General features: G+C 65.0%; 23 protein-coding genes and 1 tRNA gene. 5 read left to right on the top strand and 19 right to left on the bottom strand.

What is annotated here, in order from left to right; genetic code table 11:
- Nucleotides 1-16: 16 nt before the first annotated feature.
- The 13 genes from soxX to AC1DOP_RS14280 all read right to left on the bottom strand — a co-directional run bounded on the left by soxX (nt 17) and on the right by AC1DOP_RS14280 (nt 8675).
- Nucleotides 17-640 (bottom strand): sulfur oxidation c-type cytochrome SoxX, encoded by a 624-nt coding sequence (gene soxX / locus AC1DOP_RS14340; RefSeq protein WP_477251871.1) that lies wholly within the window; start codon nt 638-640, stop codon nt 17-19.
- Nucleotides 641-649: 9 nt separating this feature from the next.
- Nucleotides 650-1462 carry a sulfur oxidation c-type cytochrome SoxA gene (gene soxA, locus AC1DOP_RS14335; RefSeq protein ID WP_477251869.1) on the bottom strand — a complete coding sequence of 271 codons (813 nt, stop codon included), beginning with the start codon at nt 1460-1462 and terminating at the stop codon, nt 650-652.
- A gap of 52 nt (nt 1463-1514) precedes the next feature.
- The gene (gene soxZ, locus AC1DOP_RS14330) at nt 1515-1826 is read right to left on the bottom strand and encodes a thiosulfate oxidation carrier complex protein SoxZ (protein WP_442122082.1); all 312 of its coding nucleotides are present in this window, start codon (nt 1824-1826) and stop codon (nt 1515-1517) included.
- 43 nt (nt 1827-1869) lie between these two features.
- Entirely contained in the window at nt 1870-2331 is a 462-nt protein-coding gene (soxY, locus tag AC1DOP_RS14325; protein ID WP_477251867.1) for a thiosulfate oxidation carrier protein SoxY, read from the bottom strand.
- Nucleotides 2332-2353: 22 nt separating this feature from the next.
- Entirely contained in the window at nt 2354-2788 is a 435-nt protein-coding gene (locus AC1DOP_RS14320; RefSeq protein ID WP_442122080.1) for a pseudoazurin, read from the bottom strand.
- Nucleotides 2789-2823: 35 nt separating this feature from the next.
- A complete protein-coding gene (locus AC1DOP_RS14315; RefSeq protein ID WP_477251865.1) occupies nt 2824-3882 on the bottom strand; it encodes a c-type cytochrome in 1059 nt (352 codons plus the stop codon).
- Nucleotides 3866-5230 carry a sulfite dehydrogenase gene (gene soxC / locus AC1DOP_RS14310; RefSeq protein ID WP_477251863.1) on the bottom strand — a complete coding sequence of 455 codons (1365 nt, stop codon included), beginning with the start codon at nt 5228-5230 and terminating at the stop codon, nt 3866-3868. Before soxC ends, AC1DOP_RS14315 begins: the two co-directional genes overlap by 17 nt.
- Nucleotides 5231-5351: 121 nt before the next feature.
- Nucleotides 5352-5720, bottom strand: a complete 369-nt coding sequence (locus tag AC1DOP_RS14305) for an ArsR/SmtB family transcription factor (protein ID WP_442122077.1) — start codon at nt 5718-5720, stop codon at nt 5352-5354.
- Nucleotides 5721-5812: 92 nt separating this feature from the next.
- Nucleotides 5813-6382, bottom strand: a complete 570-nt coding sequence (locus AC1DOP_RS14300) for a DUF302 domain-containing protein (protein ID WP_477251860.1) — start codon at nt 6380-6382, stop codon at nt 5813-5815.
- Nucleotides 6383-6506: 124 nt separating this feature from the next.
- A tRNA-Val gene (locus tag AC1DOP_RS14295) sits at nt 6507-6581 on the bottom strand.
- A gap of 69 nt (nt 6582-6650) precedes the next feature.
- Nucleotides 6651-7358, bottom strand: coding sequence for a DNA polymerase III subunit epsilon (gene dnaQ / locus AC1DOP_RS14290; RefSeq protein WP_477251858.1), 708 nt, complete (start codon nt 7356-7358; stop codon nt 6651-6653).
- 62 nt (nt 7359-7420) lie between these two features.
- Nucleotides 7421-7861 (bottom strand): ribonuclease HI, encoded by a 441-nt coding sequence (rnhA, locus tag AC1DOP_RS14285; RefSeq protein ID WP_442122074.1) that lies wholly within the window; start codon nt 7859-7861, stop codon nt 7421-7423.
- Between the two features lie 22 nt (nt 7862-7883).
- The gene (locus AC1DOP_RS14280; RefSeq protein WP_477251856.1) at nt 7884-8675 is read right to left on the bottom strand and encodes a class I SAM-dependent methyltransferase; all 792 of its coding nucleotides are present in this window, start codon (nt 8673-8675) and stop codon (nt 7884-7886) included.
- Nucleotides 8676-8720: 45 nt separating this feature from the next.
- Here AC1DOP_RS14280 and gloB point away from each other — a divergent pair, with 45 nt between their 5' ends.
- Both gloB and AC1DOP_RS14270 read left to right on the top strand, forming a co-directional pair.
- Nucleotides 8721-9530, top strand: coding sequence for a hydroxyacylglutathione hydrolase (gloB, locus tag AC1DOP_RS14275; protein ID WP_477251854.1), 810 nt, complete (start codon nt 8721-8723; stop codon nt 9528-9530).
- Nucleotides 9530-10219, top strand: a complete 690-nt coding sequence (locus AC1DOP_RS14270; RefSeq protein ID WP_477251852.1) for a DsbA family protein — start codon at nt 9530-9532, stop codon at nt 10217-10219. The genes gloB and AC1DOP_RS14270 overlap by 1 nt, the downstream gene beginning before the upstream one ends.
- Nucleotides 10220-10259: 40 nt before the next feature.
- Here the strand turns inward: AC1DOP_RS14270 and aceB are convergent, their stop codons facing one another.
- Nucleotides 10260-11849 (bottom strand): malate synthase A, encoded by a 1590-nt coding sequence (gene aceB, locus AC1DOP_RS14265; RefSeq protein ID WP_477251850.1) that lies wholly within the window; start codon nt 11847-11849, stop codon nt 10260-10262.
- Nucleotides 11850-11975: 126 nt separating this feature from the next.
- On the opposite strand from aceB, the gene AC1DOP_RS14260 reads away from it, so the two are divergent.
- Complete coding sequence (locus tag AC1DOP_RS14260; protein WP_442122069.1) at nt 11976-12890, top strand: LysR family transcriptional regulator; 915 nt, start codon at nt 11976-11978, stop codon at nt 12888-12890.
- Between the two features lie 94 nt (nt 12891-12984).
- On the opposite strand, the gene AC1DOP_RS14255 is transcribed toward AC1DOP_RS14260, so the two are convergent.
- The 4 genes from AC1DOP_RS14255 to AC1DOP_RS14240 all read right to left on the bottom strand — a co-directional run bounded on the left by AC1DOP_RS14255 (nt 12985) and on the right by AC1DOP_RS14240 (nt 16431).
- Nucleotides 12985-13188 carry a cold-shock protein gene (locus AC1DOP_RS14255; protein WP_036166698.1) on the bottom strand — a complete coding sequence of 68 codons (204 nt, stop codon included), beginning with the start codon at nt 13186-13188 and terminating at the stop codon, nt 12985-12987.
- Between the two features lie 296 nt (nt 13189-13484).
- The gene (locus AC1DOP_RS14250) at nt 13485-13877 is read right to left on the bottom strand and encodes an Hpt domain-containing protein (protein WP_442122068.1); all 393 of its coding nucleotides are present in this window, start codon (nt 13875-13877) and stop codon (nt 13485-13487) included.
- A 9-nt stretch (nt 13878-13886) separates the two neighbouring features.
- Nucleotides 13887-14537 carry a uracil phosphoribosyltransferase gene (gene upp / locus AC1DOP_RS14245; protein WP_442122067.1) on the bottom strand — a complete coding sequence of 217 codons (651 nt, stop codon included), beginning with the start codon at nt 14535-14537 and terminating at the stop codon, nt 13887-13889.
- 193 nt (nt 14538-14730) lie between these two features.
- The gene (locus AC1DOP_RS14240; RefSeq protein ID WP_442122066.1) at nt 14731-16431 is read right to left on the bottom strand and encodes an isovaleryl-CoA dehydrogenase; all 1701 of its coding nucleotides are present in this window, start codon (nt 16429-16431) and stop codon (nt 14731-14733) included.
- Between the two features lie 347 nt (nt 16432-16778).
- On the opposite strand from AC1DOP_RS14240, the gene AC1DOP_RS14235 reads away from it, so the two are divergent.
- Together AC1DOP_RS14235 and AC1DOP_RS14230 are read left to right on the top strand one after the other, a co-directional pair.
- Nucleotides 16779-18515, top strand: a complete 1737-nt coding sequence (locus AC1DOP_RS14235; RefSeq protein WP_442122065.1) for a putative bifunctional diguanylate cyclase/phosphodiesterase — start codon at nt 16779-16781, stop codon at nt 18513-18515.
- Nucleotides 18512-20005, top strand: coding sequence for an HDOD domain-containing protein (locus AC1DOP_RS14230; RefSeq protein ID WP_442122064.1), 1494 nt, complete (start codon nt 18512-18514; stop codon nt 20003-20005). Before AC1DOP_RS14235 ends, AC1DOP_RS14230 begins: the two co-directional genes overlap by 4 nt.
- Before the next feature lie 129 nt (nt 20006-20134).
- Here the strand turns inward: AC1DOP_RS14230 and aroC are convergent, their stop codons facing one another.
- A complete protein-coding gene (gene aroC, locus AC1DOP_RS14225; protein ID WP_442122063.1) occupies nt 20135-21226 on the bottom strand; it encodes a chorismate synthase in 1092 nt (363 codons plus the stop codon).
- Nucleotides 21227-21382: the final 156 nt, after the last annotated feature.

Below are 21382 nucleotides of genomic sequence, written 5' to 3'. Positions count from 1 at the left end.
TCCTCCGACCCTGACTTCATTGGTTCACCGGCGACGCCGGGTCGAGCAGCAAGGCCACCACGTCCTTGATCTGCGCCTCGCTCAGGATGCCGTTGTGGCCGAAGCGCGGCATGTTCGAGCAGGCGGTATAGGCCTGGGCGTTGTAGATCTTGCCCCAGGTGTACTTGACGATCTCCTCGCTGTTCCCGCGCAGCTTGCCGTACTGGTAAAGGCTCGGCCCGATGTTACCGAAGGAGATCTCCTGCTTCGTGATCTGGTGGCAGGCGTAGCAGTTGCCGCCGTTGATGCCGCCGATCGCATCCGACGACTGCATGCCGCGACCGTTCTGGGCGATCTTCTCGCCTTCCTGCCAGCTGCCGAGGTAGTTGCCGTCGGCCGGCGGGCGGATGGTCTTCTGCTGGGCAGTCTCGATGCGGGTCGCCACCTCGGCCGGGCGCTCCTGCGGATACTGGCTGCACAGCTGCTGGGCTTCGTCGCGCTCGGTCACGCGTTCGAGCGTGGCCGGGCCTTTCGAACGGAAGTCCTGCTTCAGCAGCGCCAGCGCGCTCTGTCCGGCATCGGACCCGGCGGCAACGGTGGCGCAGCCCGCCACAACAGCGGCGCCGGCCAGCGCGCCCAGAGTTCTTGCGAAGATGCTCATGCTGCCCTCCTATCGTTTCAGTGCCGGGCCGGCGTAGACGCCGCCGTTCGCGTTCTTCGCCAGGAACATCGTGATCGCGGTGATCGCATCCGATGCATACAGGGGTTCCGGGAAGCGCTGCTGGCGGAAGCAGTCGTACAACCGGTGCTGCATGGTGCGTACTTCTCCCTGCGAGACGCGGTAGGCCGGCCAGGTGGTATAGGCCGCCTGGGCATTGGCTTTATCCAGGATGTTCGGCAGCTCCTGCAGGCGGATGCGCTGGCCGGTGGTCGAATGGCAGGTGGCGCAGGCGAAGTCGTGGGCGCCGCCGCGGTAGAAGAACAGCTGCCTGCCGGCCTCGTAGGCCTGCTTCTCCATCGGATGATTCGTCGACACGGCCATGGGGACGCCGCGCGACTCGGAGGTGATGTAGGCGACCAGGGCCTCGATGTCCGACTGCTTGCCGGTCGAGCCGAAAGGCACCCTGGTGGCCTCGGCCAGGCTCAGTCCCTGCAGGGTCATGCGGCAGTACACCAGCCGCTGCTCGAGGTCCATCACCTTGCCCACGTCCTTGAAGTAGCGCGGCAGCTCGGCATAGGCACCCTTCAGCACGCCCGGCCCCTTGCCGAAGTCGCACTGCTCGAGCGAGACCTTGTTCGGCCCCGCCTTTTTCTTCCACAGCTCCTCGCCGCGCATCTCCCACAGCTCGGCGGGATTGCCGTCGGCGAGCATCTGCCGGTACTTTGCGATCTCGTCGGTGGCCGACGATTGCGCCAGCGCCAGCGCCAGCGCGCACACTGCCTGCAGCGGCAAGGCGACGCAAACGAAACGTAGGATCCTCATGCCTCTCTCCTCCTGGTATGGCCTGCGCAGTCTGCGCCGCGCTCACCTGTTTTTAGCTGATGGTGCTTTCATCGGTGCGGGTGTCGCCGGCGGTGTCGACCCAGGTCACGCTGACCTTGTCGCCCTTGGCGGCGCCCTTGACCTTGAAGGACAGGAAGGGATCCTTCGACACCGAAGGGCCGAAGTTCGCATCCAGCACCACCTTGTCGTTGACCTTGGCCACGAGGGTCTTGATGAAATGCGCGGGGATCGTCTTGCCGCCCGCGTCCTTGCGCTGCCCGGTCTCCATGTCGTGCCGCATGAGGACCTTCACTTCGGCCGTGTCGCCGGTGATACTGGCGCGAATACGCATTGGGTCTGCCATGTTCTCTTCCTTTCTCTATGTCCTGCCATGTCCTGCCGGGAGCTCAGCCGCCGCAGCCGCCGAGGGTGACCTTGATTTCCTTGCTGGCGACCAGCCATTTGCCGTCGGCGCGCACCAGGGCATGGACGTTGGAAGTCGCGCCCATCTTGACCCGGGTGGTCACCGCCGGCTCGGTACCGGCGGGGACATTGAAGCTGGCCGACATGGCGCTCGGATTCTTCTCGACCAGAATGGCCATGAAGTCCGTGTTCGGCGCGCGGCTGGAAATCGACACCGGCACCACGGCGCCGTTCTCGGCGATGTCCGGACCGGTGATGGTCACGTCCTGGCTGACGGTGAACTTGTCGCCGCCGAGCTCCTTGACCGCCGCCTCCAGGCTCTTGGCGTCGAATACCTTCTGGCTCCATTCCGCCGCGAAGACGTCGGCGGGCTTGAGCAGGCCGGCGGCAAAGGCGGCCCCCAGCACCGAGGTGATGCGCATGATGTTGCGTCGCTGTTGATTCATACGGTTCTCCGTTTGTTGAGTGTCACTTCACCTGCGCCATGTAGCCGGCGAGGCGATCCTTGTTCATGACGAAGGACTTCGACAGGGTCTCGGCCTGGCCCTTGGCCTCGGCCAGGTTGACCGGCTTGCCGACCTGGATGACGCCGGCCATGCCCATGATCTTGTGCGGATCGCACACGTAAAGGTACACCCCTTCCTGGTCGAGCTTCACCGAGATCTCTTCGTCCGGCCTGCCCTTCCACGGCGTGGCGCCGGCCGGCACCAGCACCGAGGCGCTGTTGTGCGAGGGGTCGACCTTCACGAACTTGACGGTATCGCCCTTGGCGACGCGCAGGAAGCCGGGTTCGAACACCATGCTGCCGTCCTTGCCGGTGTTGAGCATCCTGACCTGGTGATCGGCCGCCATGGCGCCCGCACAGGCGAGCGACAGGGCGATGCCGAGAACTGCATGTTTCATATGTGCTCCATCTCCAAGTTGAACTTGCTACAGCTTCATTGCGGGGCGAGGATCCACCCCACCAGGACCTTCAGGTCCTCGTCCTTCACGTGGTCCTGGGCCGGCATCGGGATCGGGCCCCAGCTGCCGGTGCTGCCGTTCCTGATCTTCTCCACCAGGCGCACGGATGCGCCGGGATCGTCCTTGTATTTGGCGCGCACCGACATGAAGCTGGGCCCCACTACCTTGCTGTCGACGCCATGGCAGGCCAGGCAGGCATTGGCCTGGAATGCCGCCGGCGGCGCCGTGGATGCGGTGCTGGCCATGGCCACGACCGGCGCCGCGGTGCCCTCGCCCAGCCTGGCCGGCGCCGGCCGCGTGGTATCAACGCCGCGGGTGGCGCCGAAGGCACGCGTCTGCAGGGCCAGGTTGCCGTGGGCGTTGCGCGATGCTTCCGGCAGTGTCGAACGCGGGGCCGGATCGGCCGGGCAGTTCTTCATGCAGGCCACGCTGTGCACGTCGGGCTTGCCCTTGATGTCCCACATGCCGTGATTGGTGGTCATCCCGTTCCGGTTCGGCATGCGCTGCTGGGCCTGGGCGATCGTCGCATCGGACAGCACGAAATCGTCGGGTACGATCTCGCCCATGTTCAGCAGATAGGCGGTGACGGCGTACACCTCGTCGGTGGTGAGCGACTTCGGCGCGTTCCACGGCATGGCGCGGTTGATGTAGTCCCACAGCGTCGACACGGTCGCCACTTTCATCAAGGTGGTCTTCTGCGGCTGGCGGCCGTTGACCAGGGCGGCGACCCGGCCGCTCCTGACGTCTTCCGCCGTCGTGCCGCCGACCAGCGGCGTGAACACCTCGTTCGATTCGCCGAAGGTGCCGTGACAGGAAGCGCACTTGCCTTCCCAGACCGCCTGGCCGGCGGACACACTGCCCGAACCCTTGGGCAGGCCCTTGAAGTCGGGGCGGACGTCGATGTCCCAGGCCGCGATCTCCTTCGGCGTGGCGGTGCGTCCGAGGCCGGTCAGCGGGCCTGCGATGGCGGCAGCGGCAACGACAGCAGCGCCGGCCACCGCGATGGCGGCAGCGGTCTTAATAAACCTGGACATTCGCCACCTCCCCCGATGCCGCCACCTGCCACGACTGGATGGCATTGTTGTGATAGATGGAGCGCGTGCCGCGCACCGCGCGCAGCTCGTTGATCTTCGGCTGGACATAGCCGGTGTCGTCGATTGCGCGCGACTGCAGCACGGCGGGCGCGCCGTTCCATTCCCAGTCGATGTTGAAGCGCGTCAGGGCCTTGCTCAGCACCGGCGTCTCCAGGCGCGCGGTGCGCCAGTTGCGGCCGCCGTCCACCGACACGTCGACGCGCCTGACCTTGCCGCGGCCGGACCAGGCCAGGCCGGTGACGTTGTAGAAGCCCGTGCCGAGCAGGCGCTGGCCGGCGGACGGCGTGGTGATCACCGACTTGCACTCCTGGATCGAGGTGTACTGGCGATAGCTCCCGTCCGGCATCGCGTCCATGTAGTGGATCGCCTCGTCCTTGGTGGCGTAGGGCTGGTCCCCGACCTCGATGCGGCGCAGCCACTTGACCCAGGACACGCCCTGGATGCCCGGCACCACCAGGCGCAGCGGATAGCCGTTCTCCGGGCGCAGCATCTCGCCGTTCATGCCCCAGGCGACGATCACGTCGTCGAGCGCGCGGTCGAGCGGGATGGTGCGCGTCATCGACGAGCCGTCCGCGCCTTCGGCCAGGACGACACGGGCGGTCCGCTTGTCGTAGCCGCAATCTTCCAGCAGGACCGACAGCGGCACGCCGGTGAACTCGCTGCAGCTCAGCATGCCGTGCGAGTACTGCACCGACGGCACCGCCACGTTGCCCCACTCCATGGCCGTGTTCGCGCCGCATTCGATGAAGTGGATGCGCGAGACCGAGGGCATGCGCATCAGGTCGTCCATCGTGTAGACCTTGGGATTGCGCACCAGGCCGTTGATCATCAGGCGGTGCCCGGTCGGATCGATGTCGTGCCAGCCCTGGTGGTGGCGCTCGAAGTGCAGGCCGGAAGGCGTGATGATGCCGAACAGGCCCTGCAGCGGCGTGAACGCGACCGAGGCCGCCGGGACGCGGGTCAGGCCGGGCGATTCGCGGCGCTGCAGGCTGGCTTCGTACCTTGAAGGCAGGCCATAGGGCATGGCCGCGACCGGCCGGCCGAGCGTGCGCGAATGTTCCGGCAAGCTCAGGATGTGCGGATCGCCATCGCCGCTCACGGCCGGGCGTTCCTGGCCGAGCGCGCCGCCGGCGGCCATGGCGGCGCTGGCCGCCAGGAAGCTACGGCGCAGGAAGCCTCGCCGCTGCTCGTCCAGTCCCTGGGTGTTGATCTCGTCGATCAGCTCCCGGTCGAGGAAATTCTCGGGCGCCTTCACGACACGGCCAAATCTGCGTACAGGTTTATCCATCCTCTGTTCCGTTCCGGTTGATGATGCTTTACCAACTGCACATATAGTCATATGCGCATATCGCTACATGCGCATATACGCATTAAATCAATGCCTTGCCTGGCGCTTGCGCGCCCTCGCCTTATGCGTCCGTGGACATGAAGTGTTCGATTGCAGCCTGGTCGATGCGCCGGCTCTTCTTCACTTTCTCGGCCATGTGGGTGCACACCGTTCGGCAGAGTTCGATCGTGTTCTGGTCTTCGATGCGGTAGTACACCTGCGCGCCTTCCTTGCGCCTGCCGAGGATGCGGGCACGGTAGAGCATGTTCAGCTGGCGCGAAATATTTGCCTGGGTGGCGCCGAGTTCGCTGACGATGGTGCCGACCGGACGCTCGCCATTGCACAGCGCGTGCAGGATCTTCAGGCGGGTCGGCTCCGACAGCAGGAAAAAGTAGTTCGACACCTGCTCGAATACTTCGGCCATTTCCGTGTTGTCGAGATCGGGGTCCATGTGTTCGTATTCATCTATGCGTGTATGCGCATATAACCATCACATTGGCACTATCGCAAGAACTTTCGATATTGCATCGCCACATACGGGAATCAAAATTCGCCCGCGGCGCCACGATCGAGCATCTTGAGCATGGTCTTGCGCACCCGCAGCACGGACTGCTGCAGGTCCGGCGGCATCGAGCGGCCAAGGCGGAGCAGCACATCCATATTCATCGCGTAGAGCCACAGGCCGTCGTCCTGTTCGACCACCGCAATCCGGCAAGGCAGGAAGGCCGACATGGCGGGACTGAAATCGACGATCGCGCGCGCGGTAGAGGGATCGCAATACGAGTAAATCTTCAGGAACTTTTGCTGCTGGCCGGAGCGGACGGCCAGCTCCCTGGACAGGAACAACTCGCCTACCGGCCGCAGATTGTCTTCGGCGGCCACGCTGGCGAAGGCTTCCTCGACTTCCTGGGGCGATATGCCTGGCGCGACCTTGCGCGACCAGGTGGTTGCCGCGGCGATGTCGCCATTCGCGTCCGCCCAACGGCCTGCGACCCTTGCCGCTTCGGCGGTGGTGCCCGGCTGGGCGTTTGCGAGGACTTGGAGGGTCTTGCATCCTGTGACGCTCGAAATGAGGCATAGTGCGAACAGGAGGCGGGATGCGAAGGCTGGCATGTGGCTTTACGCAGCTAGAAAGTTGCATAGAGGATAAACGCCGGGGACGGGTGATGCAAGCTTTGCGCCTGGGCAGCGCAGAAACAAAAAGGCCGGCAAATCTGCCGGCCTTTCCGATGAATCCTGGTGGGAAGTGCAAGTTTCGAACTTGCGACCCCTGCAGTGTGAATGCAGTGCTCTACCCCTGAGCTAACCTCCCTGTTTTACTGCTTTTGCTGCGATTGCATCGCTGCAATGACGAGCATTATAGGGGGAGTTTTGCGTTTTGTCACCCCTGCGGAGAATATTTTCTCCAAACACATTCTCCCTTCACCCCTTTGTCGAGTGCGGCCAGCACGCTCTCGTGCTCGGCGAGCTCGTCCTCGGCAGCCGACACCACGAGGATGTCGCCCAGCGGGACGGCTTCCAGCTGCGCGCCGCCGCCGGTCTCTTCGATCTCGACGTCCATCGACAGCATGTTCTGCCCGCGCGTCATTGCCAGGTAGACGTCGGCCAACAGTTCCGAGTCCAGCAGTGCGCCGTGCAGCTTGCGGTGGGCGTTCGAGATGCCGTAGCGGTCGCACAGCGCGTCCAGCGAGTTGCGCTTGCCCGGGTGCAGTTCCTTCGCTTGCACCAGGGTGTCGATCACGCTGGCGCAATGGTTGACGAAGGGCGGCAGGCCAATGCGCTCGAATTCGTGGTTCAGGAAGCCGAGGTCGAAGGGCGCGTTGTGGATGATGATTTCCGCATCCTTGACGAACTCGCGCAACTCCTCGGCGATTTCGTGGAACTTCGGCTTGTCGCTCAGGAATTCGGTGGTCAGGCCGTGTACCGCCAGCGCCGCCTCGTCGGACTCGCGCTCGGGGTTGACGTAGTAGTGCAGGTTCCTGCCGGTCAGTTTGCGGTTGAAGATTTCGACGCAGCCGACTTCGACGATGCGGTCGCCGGTGCGTGGATTCAGGCCGGTGGTTTCGGTATCGAGAACGATCTGGCGCATGCGCTTATTGAGAGAATTCGTTGAAAATCAAAGGCTTATTTTAGCATTTCCGGAACAAGTCTTCAGCGCCGGACCGAGGCCGCGCCCATGTTCGCCAGGGCGTCGGCGCGCTCGTTGCCGGGATGGCCGTTGTGGCCGCGCACCCAGCGCCATTCGACCGCATGCTGCTGCTGGGCGGCGTCGAGGGCCTTCCACAGGTCTTCGTTCTTGACCGGTTCCTTGGTCGAGGTCTTCCAGCCGCGCGCCTTCCAGCCGTGGATCCATTCCGAGATCCCCTTCTGGACGTATTGGCTGTCGGTATGCAGCACCACGTGGCAGGGACGGTTCAGCACGCCCAGCGCCTCGATCACGGCGCGCAGTTCCATGCGGTTGTTGGTGGTGTTCGGCTCGCCGCCGAAGATTTCCTTTTCGTGGTCACCGGCCACGAGCAGCGCGCCCCAGCCCCCTAGGCCCGGATTTCCCTTGCAGGCCCCGTCGGTAAAAATCTCTACTTTGGTCGTCATGCTGCGTTCTTTTCCTCTTGCCTTAGTTCTGGTTGTTGCGTTCGTTGCGGTTGGTCGCCGGCACCGCTTTCGGCGCCTTGCCCGGCTTCTTGTTCCAGGCCGGCCCGATGATGTTCATGCCCTTGACCCGCTTGATCGCGTGCACGATATAGACGGCCCCGAGATATGGCCACCAGCGCCGCCCTGCCCCCTCGACGAAGGCGAAGCGGTTCAGCCATTGGGAAGTGCGGAATGGCGGCGCGTAACAGCCGAAATGGCTGCGGGTGGCGCCGAGATTCAACAATTTTAACCAGTCTTTCAGCCGGGGCATAGAGATGAACTCGCCCGCGGTGGGCAGGTAGGTGCTGCTGGTAATGCGGCCCATGCCCTGGCGCACGCCCCACATGCTGGCGGGATTGAAGCCGCAGATGATCAATTGCCCTTCCGGAATCAAGACCCGCTCGACCTCGCGCAGCACCTGGTGCGGCTCTGCAGCGAACTCGAGCACATGCGGCAGCACCACCAGGTCCAGGCTCTGCGACGCGAACGGCAGGTCGGCGAAGTCGAGGGCGACCGCGACCTGCTTGCCGCTGGCGGCAATCGCCAGTTCGTCGGCGCTCGAGGTGCGGGTCGCGGCCTGCCACTTGTTCGGCATCCGGTTGGCGGCCAGCGCGTCGATCTGCGGCACGCCGATCTGGACGGCGTTGAAGCCGAAGATGTCGGCCGTCAGCTCGTCCAGGCAGGCCTGCTCCCAGGCGCGCACATAGGCGCCGGCCGGCGATTGCAGCCAGCGGTCGAGCGCTATAATGGATTTTTCGGATGCAGCGCTATCCATGCCATCCTTTCCTGAATCGGATCTCTACACGCATTTTCATCGCTTATGACGATTTCGCCGAGCACTCTGGCAGTCCTGACCGTACCCGCCTTCAAGGACAATTATCTCTGGCTGATCCATGACGGTGTCCACGCCGCGGCGGTGGATCCGGGCGACGGCCAGCCCATCCTCGATGCCTTGCGCGCGAACGGCCTGACCCTCACCGCCATTCTACTCACCCATCACCATGCTGACCATATCGGTGGCGTGCCTCAATTGCTTAAAGAATATGACGTACCGGTCTACGGCCCGCGCAACGACGGCATCGCCGCGGTAACCGACCCGCTGGGCGAAGGCGACCGCTTCCAGGTGCCGGGCCTGGCGCTGGAGTTGTCGGTGCTCGAGGTGCCGGGCCATACGCTGGGCCACATCGCCTACGTCCGGAATCATGAAGGTCATGCCGCGGGCGAGCACTGGCTGTTCTGCGGCGACACCCTGTTCGGCGCCGGCTGCGGCCGCCTGTTCGAAGGCACGCCCGGGCAGATGGCCGCTTCGCTGGCCAAGCTCGCCGCCCTGCCCGACGACACCCTCGTCTATTGCGCCCACGAATACACCTTGTCCAACCTGCGCTTTGCCGAGGCCGTCGAGCCGGGCAACCGCGCCCTCAAGATGCGGATCGAGGCCGACAGCAAGGCGCGCGGCACCAAGCTGCCGACCGTGCCCTCGACCATCGCCGCCGAAAAAGCCACCAATCCCTTCCTGCGCGCCACCGAGCCCGGCATCGTCGACAGCCTGGTCGCCGCCGGCCGCCTGCAGCCGGGCGCTTCGCCGGTAGCCGCGTTCGCCGCCCTGCGCGAATGGAAGAACGTGTTCTGATGAGCGCCGCGCCGACGCAGGCCGACTTTTACTTCGACCCGATCAGCCCCTATGCCTGGCTGGCGGCACGTTCGCTCGGCCGTCTCGAAGGTGCCGGCGTTCAGGTCCGCTTCATGCCGGTGCTGTTCGCCGGCCTGCTGAAGGCCCATGGCAACCTGGGGCCGGCCGAGGTGCCGACCAAGCGCCTCTACCTGTTCCGCGACGTGATGCGCGAAGCGGCCCGCCGCGGCCTGCCCTTCGCCGGACCGCCCGGCCATCCCTTCAATCCGCTGACGGCGCTGCGCATGTGCACGGCGATCGGCGACGACTTCGAGCGGCGCAGGCTGGCGCTGGCCTTGATGGCGGCGTGCTGGGAAGGTGGGGAAGATGTTTCGGATGCGGCCGTGTTGGCGCGCCTGGCCGATGAGGCCGGTTTCGATGGCCATGCCTTGCTGGAGCGGGCTGCGACGCCGGAGATCAAGCAGGCGCTGGCGGCGGCGACCGATGCCGCGATTGCCGATGGTGTCTTCGGGGTGCCGACATTCCGGCTCGATGGCGAGCTGTTCTGGGGCGGGGATCGCATCGAGGCGCTGCTGTGGCGGCTCGAAGGTGGGACGATCGATGAGGAGCAGCTGGCCGCGTTTCTGGCGAGGGAAGCGTTGGCACAACGTAGGGTGGGCACTCCCCTGCCCACGCAAACGCCGACATAACGCACATGTTCGCGTGGGCACACCGTGCCCACGACAGCGCTCAGATCTCTTCGTACAGCGGCAAGGTCAGGAACTCGGCAAACTCCTCCGAAGTCGACATCTGTTCGAAGATCTCGGCCGCCCGCGCATAGCTCGGGTTGTCGCCGTTCGGCGCGACTTCCTTCACCTTGCCCAGTTCTTCCGGAATCATCGCGCGTACCATCTCGGCGGTGACCTTGCGGCCGTCCTCCAGCACGCCCTTCGGCGAGCGGATCCACTGCCACACTTGCGAGCGGCTGATTTCGGCGGTAGCGGCGTCTTCCATCAGGTTGTGGATCGGCACGCAGCCATTCCCGGCCAGCCAGGCGCCCAGGTAGTGGATGCCGACGTTGATGTTGTAGCGCAGGCCTGCTTCGGTGATCGGGGTCTCCGGCTTGAAGTCGAGCAGTTGGGCGGCCGTGACTTCGACGTCCGGACGCTGCTTGCCGATCTGGTTCGGCTTGTCGCCCAGCACTTTCTCGAACTCGGTCATGGCCGGCTCGACCAGGCCCGGGTGGGCGACCCAGCCGCCGTCGTAGCCGTCGGTGGCGTCGCGCGCCTTGTCGCTGATGACGCCGCCCATTGCGATGGCGTTCTTTTCCGGGTCGTTCTTGATCGGGATCAGGGCCGACATGCCGCCGATCGCCGGCGCGCCGCGCTTGTGGCATGTCTTCAGCAGCAGCAGCGCATAGGCGCGCATGAAGGGTGAGGTCATCGTCACCTTCGGACGGTCGGCCAGGCAGAACTCCTTATCCAGCTTGAACTTCTTGATGCAGGAGAAGATGTAGTCCCAACGGCCCGCGTTCAGGCCGGCGCTGTGCTCGCGCAGTTCGTACAGGATCTCGTCCATCTCGAAGGCGGCCAGGATGGTCTCGATCAGCACGGTGGCCTTGATCGTGCCTTGCGGCAGGCCCAGCTCGTCCTGGGTCATCTTGAAGATGTCGTTCCACAGGCGCGCTTCCAGGTGCGATTCCATCTTCGGCAGATAGAAGTAGGGACCGGCGCCGCGCGCCAGCTGCTCCTTGGCGTTGTGGACCATGAACAGGGCGAAGTCGAAGATGCCGCCGGAGACGCGCTGACCGTCCACCAGCACGTGCTTCTCGTCCAGGTGCCAGCCGCGCGGACGCACGACCAGGGTCGCGACCTTCTCGTTCAGCTTGTACTGCTTGCCGTTCTGCTCCAGCGAGATGGTGCCGCGCACGGCGTCGACCATGTTCAGCTGGCCGGTGATCTGGTTGTCCCAGTTCGGGGTGTTCGAATCCTCGAAGTCGGTCATATAGCTGTCCGCGCCCGAGTTCAGGGCGTTGATCACCATCTTGCGCTCGACCGGACCGGTGATTTCCACGCGGCGGCATTCCAGCGCTTTCGGGATCGGCGCAATCTTCCAGTCGCCGTTACGGATATTGGCGGTTTCCGGCAAGAAGTCCGGACGTTCGCCGGCATCCAGGCGCTTGGCGCGCTCGGCGCGGGCGGCCAGCAGTTGCTGGCGGCGCGGCTCGAACTCGCGGCTCAGCTTGGCGACGAGGGCGAGCGCCTCGGGAGTCAGGATCTGTTCGTGGCCGGGTTTGATCTCGGCGCGGATCTCCATTCCGGACGGGGTGGCGATGCTCATGACTTATTCTCCTAGGGTTGGCGTTTGCTATCTGGTCAAGTATATTCACTCAAGCGTCATTAAACGAGACAAAAAATATATTCATCTGTGCGTTTTTGTCACAGATAGGGAGCCTACACAGTCAGCATGGGTCATTTTCGCCAGATTTCCACCTTCGTCGAAGTCGTCGCGCGCGGCAGCCTGTCCGCCGCGGCGCGCGCCGAGGGCATCGCCCCCGCCATGATCGGCCGCCGCCTCGACGCCCTCGAGGCCCGCCTCGGTGTCAAGCTGATGCAGCGCACTACCCGCAAGCTGGTGCTGACCGACGAGGGCGCCGCCTTCCTTGAAGATTGCCAGAGGATCCTGGCCGAGCTGGAAGAAGCCGAGTCGGCCGTCTCGGAGCGCAGTGCGCGCGCCACCGGCCACCTGCTGGTATCGGCCCCGGCCGGCTTTGGACGCCAGCACGTGGCGCCGCTGGTGCCTTCCTTCCTCGCCGAGCACCGCGACCTGACGCTCAACCTGAACCTGAACGACCGTGTGGTCGACGTCATCGGCGAAGGCGTGGACGTGGCGATCCGCATCGCCGCCCTGTCCGATTCCAGCCTGGTGGGGGTGAAACTGGCCGACAACCACCGCGTGGTAGTGGCCGCGCCCGCCTACCTGAAGCGCCACGGCACACCGCAAACGCTGGACGAACTCGCGCGCCACAACTGCCTGGCGATCAGCAGCGAAGGCAGCCAGCGCGGCTGGACCTTCCAGGAAGACGGCCGCATCGTGACCCTGAAGGTGGGTGGGAATATGGTTTGCAACGACGGCGCCGTGCTGCACGACTGGGCGCTCGCCGGGCGCGGCCTGGCATGGCGTTCGATGTGGGAAGTGGGGCCGGAAATCGCGGCGGGAAGGCTGGTGCCGGTGCTGGAACAATACGCTGCGCCGGGCAACGATATTTATGCGGTATTCGCCCAGCGGCGCCACCTGCCGCTGCGCATCCGCAGCTTCGTCGACTTCCTGCGGCACGCCTATTCTCAGCCGGAGTATTGGCGGAACAAGCTTGGAAGTTAAAGAACATTTCCCGCAAAAATGAATGTCGCAGGCAAAAAAAATCCCCGGACATGCCGAGGATTTTTTGCTGACATTCAGCGAGTAATCGTGACGATTACAGCGGCTGGATGTTCGATGCTTGCTTGCCCTTCGGACCCGAGGTCACGTCGAACGAAACACGCTGATTCTCTTGCAGCGACTTGAAGCCTTGGGATTGGATCGCCGAGAAGTGAGCGAACAGATCTTCGCCGCCTTCGTCCGGGGTGATGAAGCCGAAGCCCTTGGAGTCATTGAACCATTTAACGATGCCAGTTGCCATTACTATTTCCTATTTCAGTTGAAGTGGGCTTGCGCCCGTTTACGATCGTTTGAAGAAGCAAGAAACAAATGACAGACTAACTGCACTGCAACCGCGAATCCAACGATCCCACATTATACCGAATAAACCAGAACATACACGGTTTTCGAAAAATAAAAAGCGCGATTCGTGTCATTCCTAAAACCAACTTTCACGCGCCTTTATTTAACGTCGGCTGTAAGCAGAATATAGAGTAACGAATCCTGACAAGTTTGTCATATATCAAACGACTTTCAGACAAATTTCTTGTCGAAAGATCAGATGCCGGACTCGTCGTTGGGATAGGCATCCTTCGGGTCGCGCAGGGCCCAGGCCACGAACACGTCCAGTTCGCAGAGCCAGGCGCGCCAGTCTTCCGGCGCGACAGCGTCGAAGGTCATCAAGACCCGCAGGCGCTGCTCGAGGTTGCGGGCCTGGTGGCCGAGGATGCGGAAACCGAAGGTGGCGGAGGAGCCCGCCAAGGTGTGGAGCACGGCGTGCAGCTCGCCGATGAGCTCAGGCTGCGGCCGGACCGTGTCGAAGGTGTTGCGCGCAACCGACAGGCGCCCCAGGGTCAACGGGAGGGAGGACGCGAACTTGTCGTTCAGCTCTGCCAGACGCTCGAAGAATTCGACGTCGACCGCACCGTTCATGCCCTGGGCCGTGCTCATCTGCGCGCGTTACTTGGTGCCGAAGATGCGGTCGCCCGCATCGCCCAGGCCCGGAATGATGTAGGCGTGCTCGTTCAGGTGGCTGTCCAGCGAGGCCACGTAGAGCTTGACGTTCGGATGGGCCTTGTGGAACACCTCCACGCCTTCCGGCGCGGCCACCAGGGCCAGGAAGATGATCTGGTCGTCCGGCACGCCGCGCTTCTTGAGCACGTCCACGGCGTAGACCGCCGAATTGCCGGTCGCGACCATCGGATCGCAGAGGATGAAGGTACGCTCGTTGGTGTCCGGCAGGCGCACCAGGTATTCCACCGGCTGGTGGGTGTCCGGATCGCGGAACACGCCGATGTGGCCGACGCGGGCGGACGGCACCAGTTCCAGCAGGCCGTCGCTCATGCCGACGCCGGCGCGCAGGATCGGGACGATGGCCAGTTTCTTGCCGGCGATGACGGGCGCGTCGATCGTCATCAGCGGGGTTTCGATCTCGCGGGTGGTCAGCGGCAGATCGCGCGTGATCTCGTAGCCCATCAGCAAGGTGATCTCCCTGAGCAGCTCGCGGAAGGTCCGGGTCGAAGTGCCGCGGTCGCGCATGTGCGACAGCTTATGCTGGATAAGCGGGTGATTCAGGATGAACAGGCTGGGGAAACGCGGATCTTGTTTCATTATCGAACTCTATCTAATTGCGGTCATGCCTAGAGTGTCTGACAAAGCCTTCAGGGCAAGGGATACGGCCCACCGGCGCGCCGACGAAGACAGTAGGCTGGTACGGCGAGCCGATGCAACGCCGACATGGAGGTTTTGTCAGGCACTCGTAGCTGAAAGAGCAGCATTATCCCAGCCGCGGGCTTATTTGTCCCTATCTTGTTGAAGAAATTTCCAGAGCACGGGCCAGGATCGCGGCGGCGTCGACCCCATCCGCCAGCCGGCCGAAGGCGCCGCCGACGTCACGGGCGATGCGCGAGGCCACGAAGGCATCCGCCACCTGGGCCGGCGCATGGCGCAGCAGCAGCCCGGCCTGGACCCCGACCACCAGGCGCTCGGCCAGGCGGCGCGCGCCGAATTCCGACACCGCCCCACCCGCCAGCTCGTCGAGCAGGACCGCGCACCAGGCGTCGAAACGGGCGTCGCGTCCGGCGGCCAGTGAGAGCTCGCGCGCCAGCGCGGCGCCCGCCTCGGGCGACTTGCCGAAGGCGCGCAGCACGTCCAGGCACATCACGTTGCCCGAGCCTTCCCAGATCGAGTTCACGGGGAATTCGCGGTACAGCCGCGCCAGCGGGCCATCCTCGACATAGCCGTTGCCGCCCATGACTTCCATCGCCTCGGCGCCAATGGCCGGGCCGCGCTTGCACAGCCAGTATTTGCCGGCTGGGGTCAGGATCCGCCCCAGCAGCACTTCATCCGGGTCGTCCTGGCGGTCGTAACAACGGGACAGGCGCAGCGCGTAGGCCGTCGCCGCCTCCGATTCCAGCGCCAGGTCGGCCAGCACGTTCTGCATCAGCGGCTGCTCGGCCAGCGGACGGCCGAAGGCGCTGCGTCCGCGCGCATGGTGCAGCGCATGGCAGAGGGCTGCGCGGATGATGCCGGCGGTCCCCAGCACGCAATCGAGCCGGGTATGGCTGCCCATTTCGAGGATGGTCGGGATGCCGCGGCCTTCGCGGCCGATCATCCAGCCGACGGCGTCGCAGAACTCGACCTCGGACGAGGCGTTCGAACGGTTGCCCAGCTTGTTCTTCAGGCGCTGCACGCGGATGGCGTTGCGGCTGCCGTCCGGCAGGAAGCGCGGCACGAAGAAGCAGCTGAGGCCAGCGCCCCCCTCGCTGTCCGTCTGGGCCAGCACCAGATGGGCGTCGCACTGCGGCGCCGAGTAAAACCATTTATGACCCACGATCGCGAACGCGCCCTCGCCATCTTCGCCGAAGCGGGCTTTTGCCTGGCCTGGGCCGAGTGGCGTGGCGCGCGTGGTATTGGCGCGCACGTCGGTGCCGCCCTGCTTTTCCGTCATGCCCATGCCGATCAGGGCGCCGCGCTTCTGCTCCACCGGGAGCGAGCGCGGATCGTATTCGCGCGACAGGATTTTCGGCAGCCAGCGCGCGGCAATTGCCGGGTTCTGGCGCAGCGCCGGCACCGAAGCATAGGTCATCGTCACCGGGCATTGCGAACCGTTCTCGACCTGGCCGAACAGCAGGTAGGCGGCGGCGCGCGCGACCTGCCTTCCGGGCCGACCGGCTTCGCTGGGCTCCCACGGCAGCGAGTGCGTACCGTTCTCGATCAGCATGCTCATCAGGCGGTGCCAGGACGGATGGAATTCGACCTCGTCGATGCGATTGCCGGCGCGGTCGAAATTCACCAGCCGCGGCGAGAATTCGTTGGCCAGCCGCCCCAGGTCCAGCACCTCGCTGCTGCCCAGTGTGGCGCCGAGGGCGTCCAGCATCTCCCTGGCCCAGCCGGCGCCTTCTCGCTCCAGGCCTTCACGCAGGGCGGGGTCGCAGCGGAACAGGTTGACGTCGCCGAAAGGCGGCGCCTGGTTGAATACCTCGTGCGTATCGAATCGGTTCATGGCCGCGCCTCCTTGCGTGGTGTCCACATGTTGTTGCACATAAGCATCATGGCTGGAAAGGAAAAGTTTCCTAATTGCACTACATCGGCGACAATACAGCGGTCCGGCACCGCAATCGAGTTATCGACAAGACAACAAGGCTAGCCTAAAGCCTTTTGCCGGGCAAGCACGACCTGTCCGAAACGACAGCTGCCGGACCTCAAGAGAGAGCCAGACACGCGACCGCATTGTGTTTTTTAATGCTCTTGAGAATCTTTCAGTGATACATTGTCTTCGGTTTGGTACACTCGTGCGGCTCCACCGGAACCCGTCGTTTCGGCCAAGATAAGAAAGCAGATATTTTAATAATGCGCCCCGGTTCACCAGTAGCAGCGAACGAGGATCCGCGCCATGCGCAGACGGCCCACGGACTGGATGCGCTCATGGAGGCGGCGGGCGACATCGCGTTCCGGATCGACCCGTCCGGCCTGATCCGCCATGCCAGCCGGCGTACCCTGCGCCTGCTCGGCGCCGCCGAACTCCGCGGCACCTCACTGCCCTCCCTCGCGCTCGAAGCCGACCAGCCCGCGCTGCGCAACGCCATCGTCGACGCCACCGCGCGCGCCGAACCGGTGCTGGTCGAAGCCCGCCTGCGCGCCGGCGAAAAGGACACCTGGTTCGAACTGCGCGTCAGCCTGCTGGACGGCGGCCCGGATCTGCTGGCGGTTGGCCGCGACATGTCGTCCCAGCGCGCCACCGAGCAGCGCCTGCGCCACATGGCGACCCACGACGCCCTCACCGAACTGCCGAACCGCCTGCTGCTGTCCGACCGCATCCGCATGGTGATCGCGAACGCCCGCCGCTCCGGCCAGGGCTTTGCGGTCGCCACCATCGGCCTGGACGGCTTCAAGAAAGTCAACGACGGCCTCGGCCACCCGGTCGGCGACGCCGTGCTGCGCATGGCCGCCGGCCGCCTGCGCAAGACCCTGCGCGATTCCGACACCCTGGCCCGCGTCGGCGGCGACGAATTCGTCGCGGTCCTGCCGGGCACCTTCAACGAAGCGCAGATCAAGCTGGTCACCGGACGCCTGCTGGCCGCGCTGCAGTCGCCGTTCGAGATCGACAGCCACACGGTCTACCTGGGCGCCTCGATCGGGGTCTCGGTCTACCCGGACCACGCCGAGGACGAGGTACGCCTGGTGGCCCTGGCCGACAGCGCGATGAGCCGCGCGAAGGAAACCGGCAAGGCCCGCACCGTCACCTACAGCGCACGCGAGAGCGGCCCGCCCCAGCACGACATCTCGCTCGAAGCCGCGATGTTCTCGGCGGTACGCGAGGGCGAGTTCATGCTGTACTACCAGCCGATCGTCAGCAGCCGCACGCGCCGCATCGAAGGGTTCGAGACCCTGATGCGCTGGAAGCATCCGACCCTCGGCATGGTGCCGCCGGTGCGCTTCATCCCGATCGCCGAGACCAATGGCCTGATCAACATGCTGGGCGCCTGGGCGCTGAAGTCGGCCCTGGTGCAGCTGCGCCAGTTCGAGGAAGTCGCCAAGCGCGACCTCTACATCTCGGTCAATATCAGCCCGCGCCAGTTCCGCAACGACCGCTTCCTCTCGGTGCTGGACGACGCCCTCGCCTTTTCCGGCGCGCCCGGCGACAAGCTGGTGCTCGAGATCACCGAGGGTACGCTGATGGTCGATCCGGCCCACGCCGAGAGCATCCTCGGCAAGATGGCCGAACGCCGCGCGCGCATCGCGATCGACGATTTCGGCACCGGCTACTCCTCGCTGGCCTACCTGAAACGCTTCCCCATTTCGGTACTGAAGATCGACCGCGCCTTCATCAAGGACCTGCCCGCGTCCGAGAAGGATGCGGCGATCTGCAACGCCGTGCTCGACCTGGCCAAGCACCTCGACCTGTCGGTGGTGGCCGAAGGCGTCGAGACCGAAGAACAACTCACCTACGTGGAGTCGCGCGGCTGCGACTACGTGCAGGGCTACCTGACCGGAAAACCCATGTCGGCGCACGTGGCCCTGGCCGCGCTGAAGGAAGACCTGTACACCGAGCTGCTGCCGGACGACCTGCGCGCGGGCACACCATGAACCAGACACTCCAACTCGAGCGCTCGCCGAAAGCGGACGCCACCCTCGCACTGCTGTGGGAACGCATCCGCCGCCGCGGCGACATGCCCGGCTTCACGCGCGCCATCAACGCCATCCTGGCCTCGATGCGCGGCGAAGACGAGCGCGATTTCTCCATGACCCAGACCGTCCTGTCCGACCCCGTGCTGACGCAGAAGGTGCTGCGCCTGGCGAACAGCGGCATGTACTCGGCATTCGGCCAGCGCATCAACACCGTCTCGAAAGCCGTGCTGGTGCTGGGTACCGAAGCCATTGGCCACCTGGCGCTGGGCCTGAAGCTGATCGAGGAGCTGAGCAAGTCCACGCCGGATTCGATGCAGGCCCACATCGAGATGGAAAAGGCGGTGCTGGCCGGGATGGTGGCCCAGCAGGTCGCATCCATGGCGGCCGTGCGCGACCCCGAGGAAGCGGTGGTCTGCTCGATCCTGCACTCGCTGGGCCGGATGATGGTGACTTTCTACCTGCCGGAGCGCTGGACCCTGCTCCAGCAGGCCGCGAGCGAAGGCGCGGAAGACGCCGCCGCGCTGGACCAGCTCGGCCTCACCCTCGAACAGGTCGGCCGCGCCACCGCCGAACAGTGGGGCCTGCCGCGCAACCTGATCGCCGGCATGCGCCGGATCGAACCGGGCGAACGCGGCGACGGTTTCGGCCACGACGACTGGCTGGCAGCGCTGGGCACCATGTCCTCGCAGTGCGCCGAGTCGCTGTGGCATGGCGACGAGCAGGGGCTCGAGCAGGTCGCCCAGCTGGCCTCGAGCTTCGCGCCGATGCTGGGCATCGAGCCGGACAACATCGTCGGCGCCATCGAGCAGGCGAAGGTCGAAGCGGCCGCCGACCTGACCATTGCGCCGCTGGCGAACCCGCCCGAGAAGCGCGCCCGCGCCGCCGCCGCGACCCGCATGCGCGACGCCGGCAACAAGATCCTGAAAGCTGGCGTGGCCGAGATGCGCGACGCCGGCGCGGGCGCGACGCCCGGCCAGATGATGTCGATAGCGCTCGAGACCGCCTACCACGGCCTGTCGTTCACGCGCGCCTTCGGCTTCCTGCGCAGCCGCCGCGAGGGCAAGTACAGCGCCAAGATCGGCCTCGGCGACGGCGCCCGCACCCTGCAGCCGAACCTGGTGTTCGACGACGCCTACGAGCCGAACGTGTTCTTCGCCTCGCTCGGCAGCGACCGCGTGATCTTCATCGAGAACGCACGCGACCCGAAATTCGCCAGCAAGCTGCCCGGCTGGTGGAAAGGCGCCCTCGGCTCGGCGCGCTGCTTCGTGATCATACCGCTGTGCACCCACGGCGAACCGGTCGGCTTCATCTACGGCGACTGGGACGACCGCTTCCCCCAGGTCTTCCTGAGCCAGACCGAATTCGGACTGCTGAACGATTTGCGGGCGCTGGTGGTGAAGTCGGTGGAGCGCAGGCAGCAGCTCGAGGCTGTCGCGACGCGCGCCTAAGCACCGCTACAATGCCGTCGTTCCCGCGACGGCGGGATAGTGCCCTTGGCACTCCCCCCGGTTTGTCAGTGTCTCGCCAGCGCAGGCAGAACCTGGGTCCCCGCCTTCGCGGGGACGACGGTAATCGAATCAGATACGCGGCGTGCTGACCCGCACATCCCCGCACTGCGCCCGGTGCATCAGCGCATGATCGATCAGCACCAGCGCCAGCATCGCCTCGGCGATCGGCGTGGCGCGGATGCCGACGCAGGGATCGTGGCGGCCGAAGGTTTCGACGCTGACCGGGTTGCCGTCCTTGTCGATCGAGCGGCGCGGCGTGCGGATCGACGAGGTCGGCTTGATCGCGATCGAGACCGTGATGTCCTGGCCGGTCGAGATTCCGCCCAGCACGCCGCCGGCGTTGTTGCCGACGAAGCCTTCCGGGGTCAGCTCGTCGCCATGCTCGGAACCCTTCTGCGCCACCGACAGGAAGCCGGCGCCGATCTCGACGCCCTTCACTGCGTTAATGCCCATCATGGCGTAGGCGATGTCGGCGTCCAGCTTGTCGTACAGCGGCTGGCCGAGGCCGACCGGGACGTTCTTCGCCACCACGTCGATGCGCGCGCCGATCGAGTCGCCGGCGCGGCGCAGCTCGTCCATCGCGGTTTCCATGCGCGCGATCAGGTCGGCGTCCGAGGTCGCGGCGAAGAAGGGATTCGCATGCACGTGTTCGAAGGACTGGAACGGGACGGCGATGTCGCCGAGCTGGGACATGCAGCCCATGAACTCGGTGCCGTAGTGCTCGCGCAGCCACTTCCTGGCGATCGCGCCGGCGCCCACCACCGGCGCGGTCAGGCGCGCCGAGGAACGGCCGCCGCCGCGCGGGTCGCGCACGCCGTACTTGTGCCAGTAGGTGTAGTCGGCGTGGCCCGGACGGAAGGTGTCGGCGATGTTACCGTAGTCCTTGCTGCGCTGGTCCTCGTTCGGGATCAGCAGCGCGATCGGGGTGCCGGTGGTGACGCCCTCGTAGACGCCGGACAGGATCTGCACGCGGTCGGCTTCCTGGCGCTGGGTCACGTGGCGCGAGGTGCCTGGCTTGCGGCGGTCCAGCTCGGGCTGGATATCGGCCTCGGAAAGAGCGAGCCCTGGAGGGCAGCCATCGATGACGCAGCCGATGGCCGGGCCATGCGACTCGCCGAAAGTGGTGACGGAAAACAGCTTGCCAAAGGTATTGCCGGACATGGATGCGTGCGAGATAAGTAAACGGAATGGTCGATTCTACCAGCAGGACCCGGGCCATGGTGGAGAGGGGTGGTGGAACAACGCTTTCGATGTTGCCTTAAAGAATTTTTTTCTGTCGAGCTGGCAACTCAGATATACTAGATTTCATTGTTCCAT

The sequence above is a fragment of the Massilia sp. 01N410 genome (assembly GCF_056399665.1).
The sequence above is the reverse complement of the archived record's forward strand: the minus strand, read 5'-3'. Positions and strand labels throughout refer to the sequence as shown.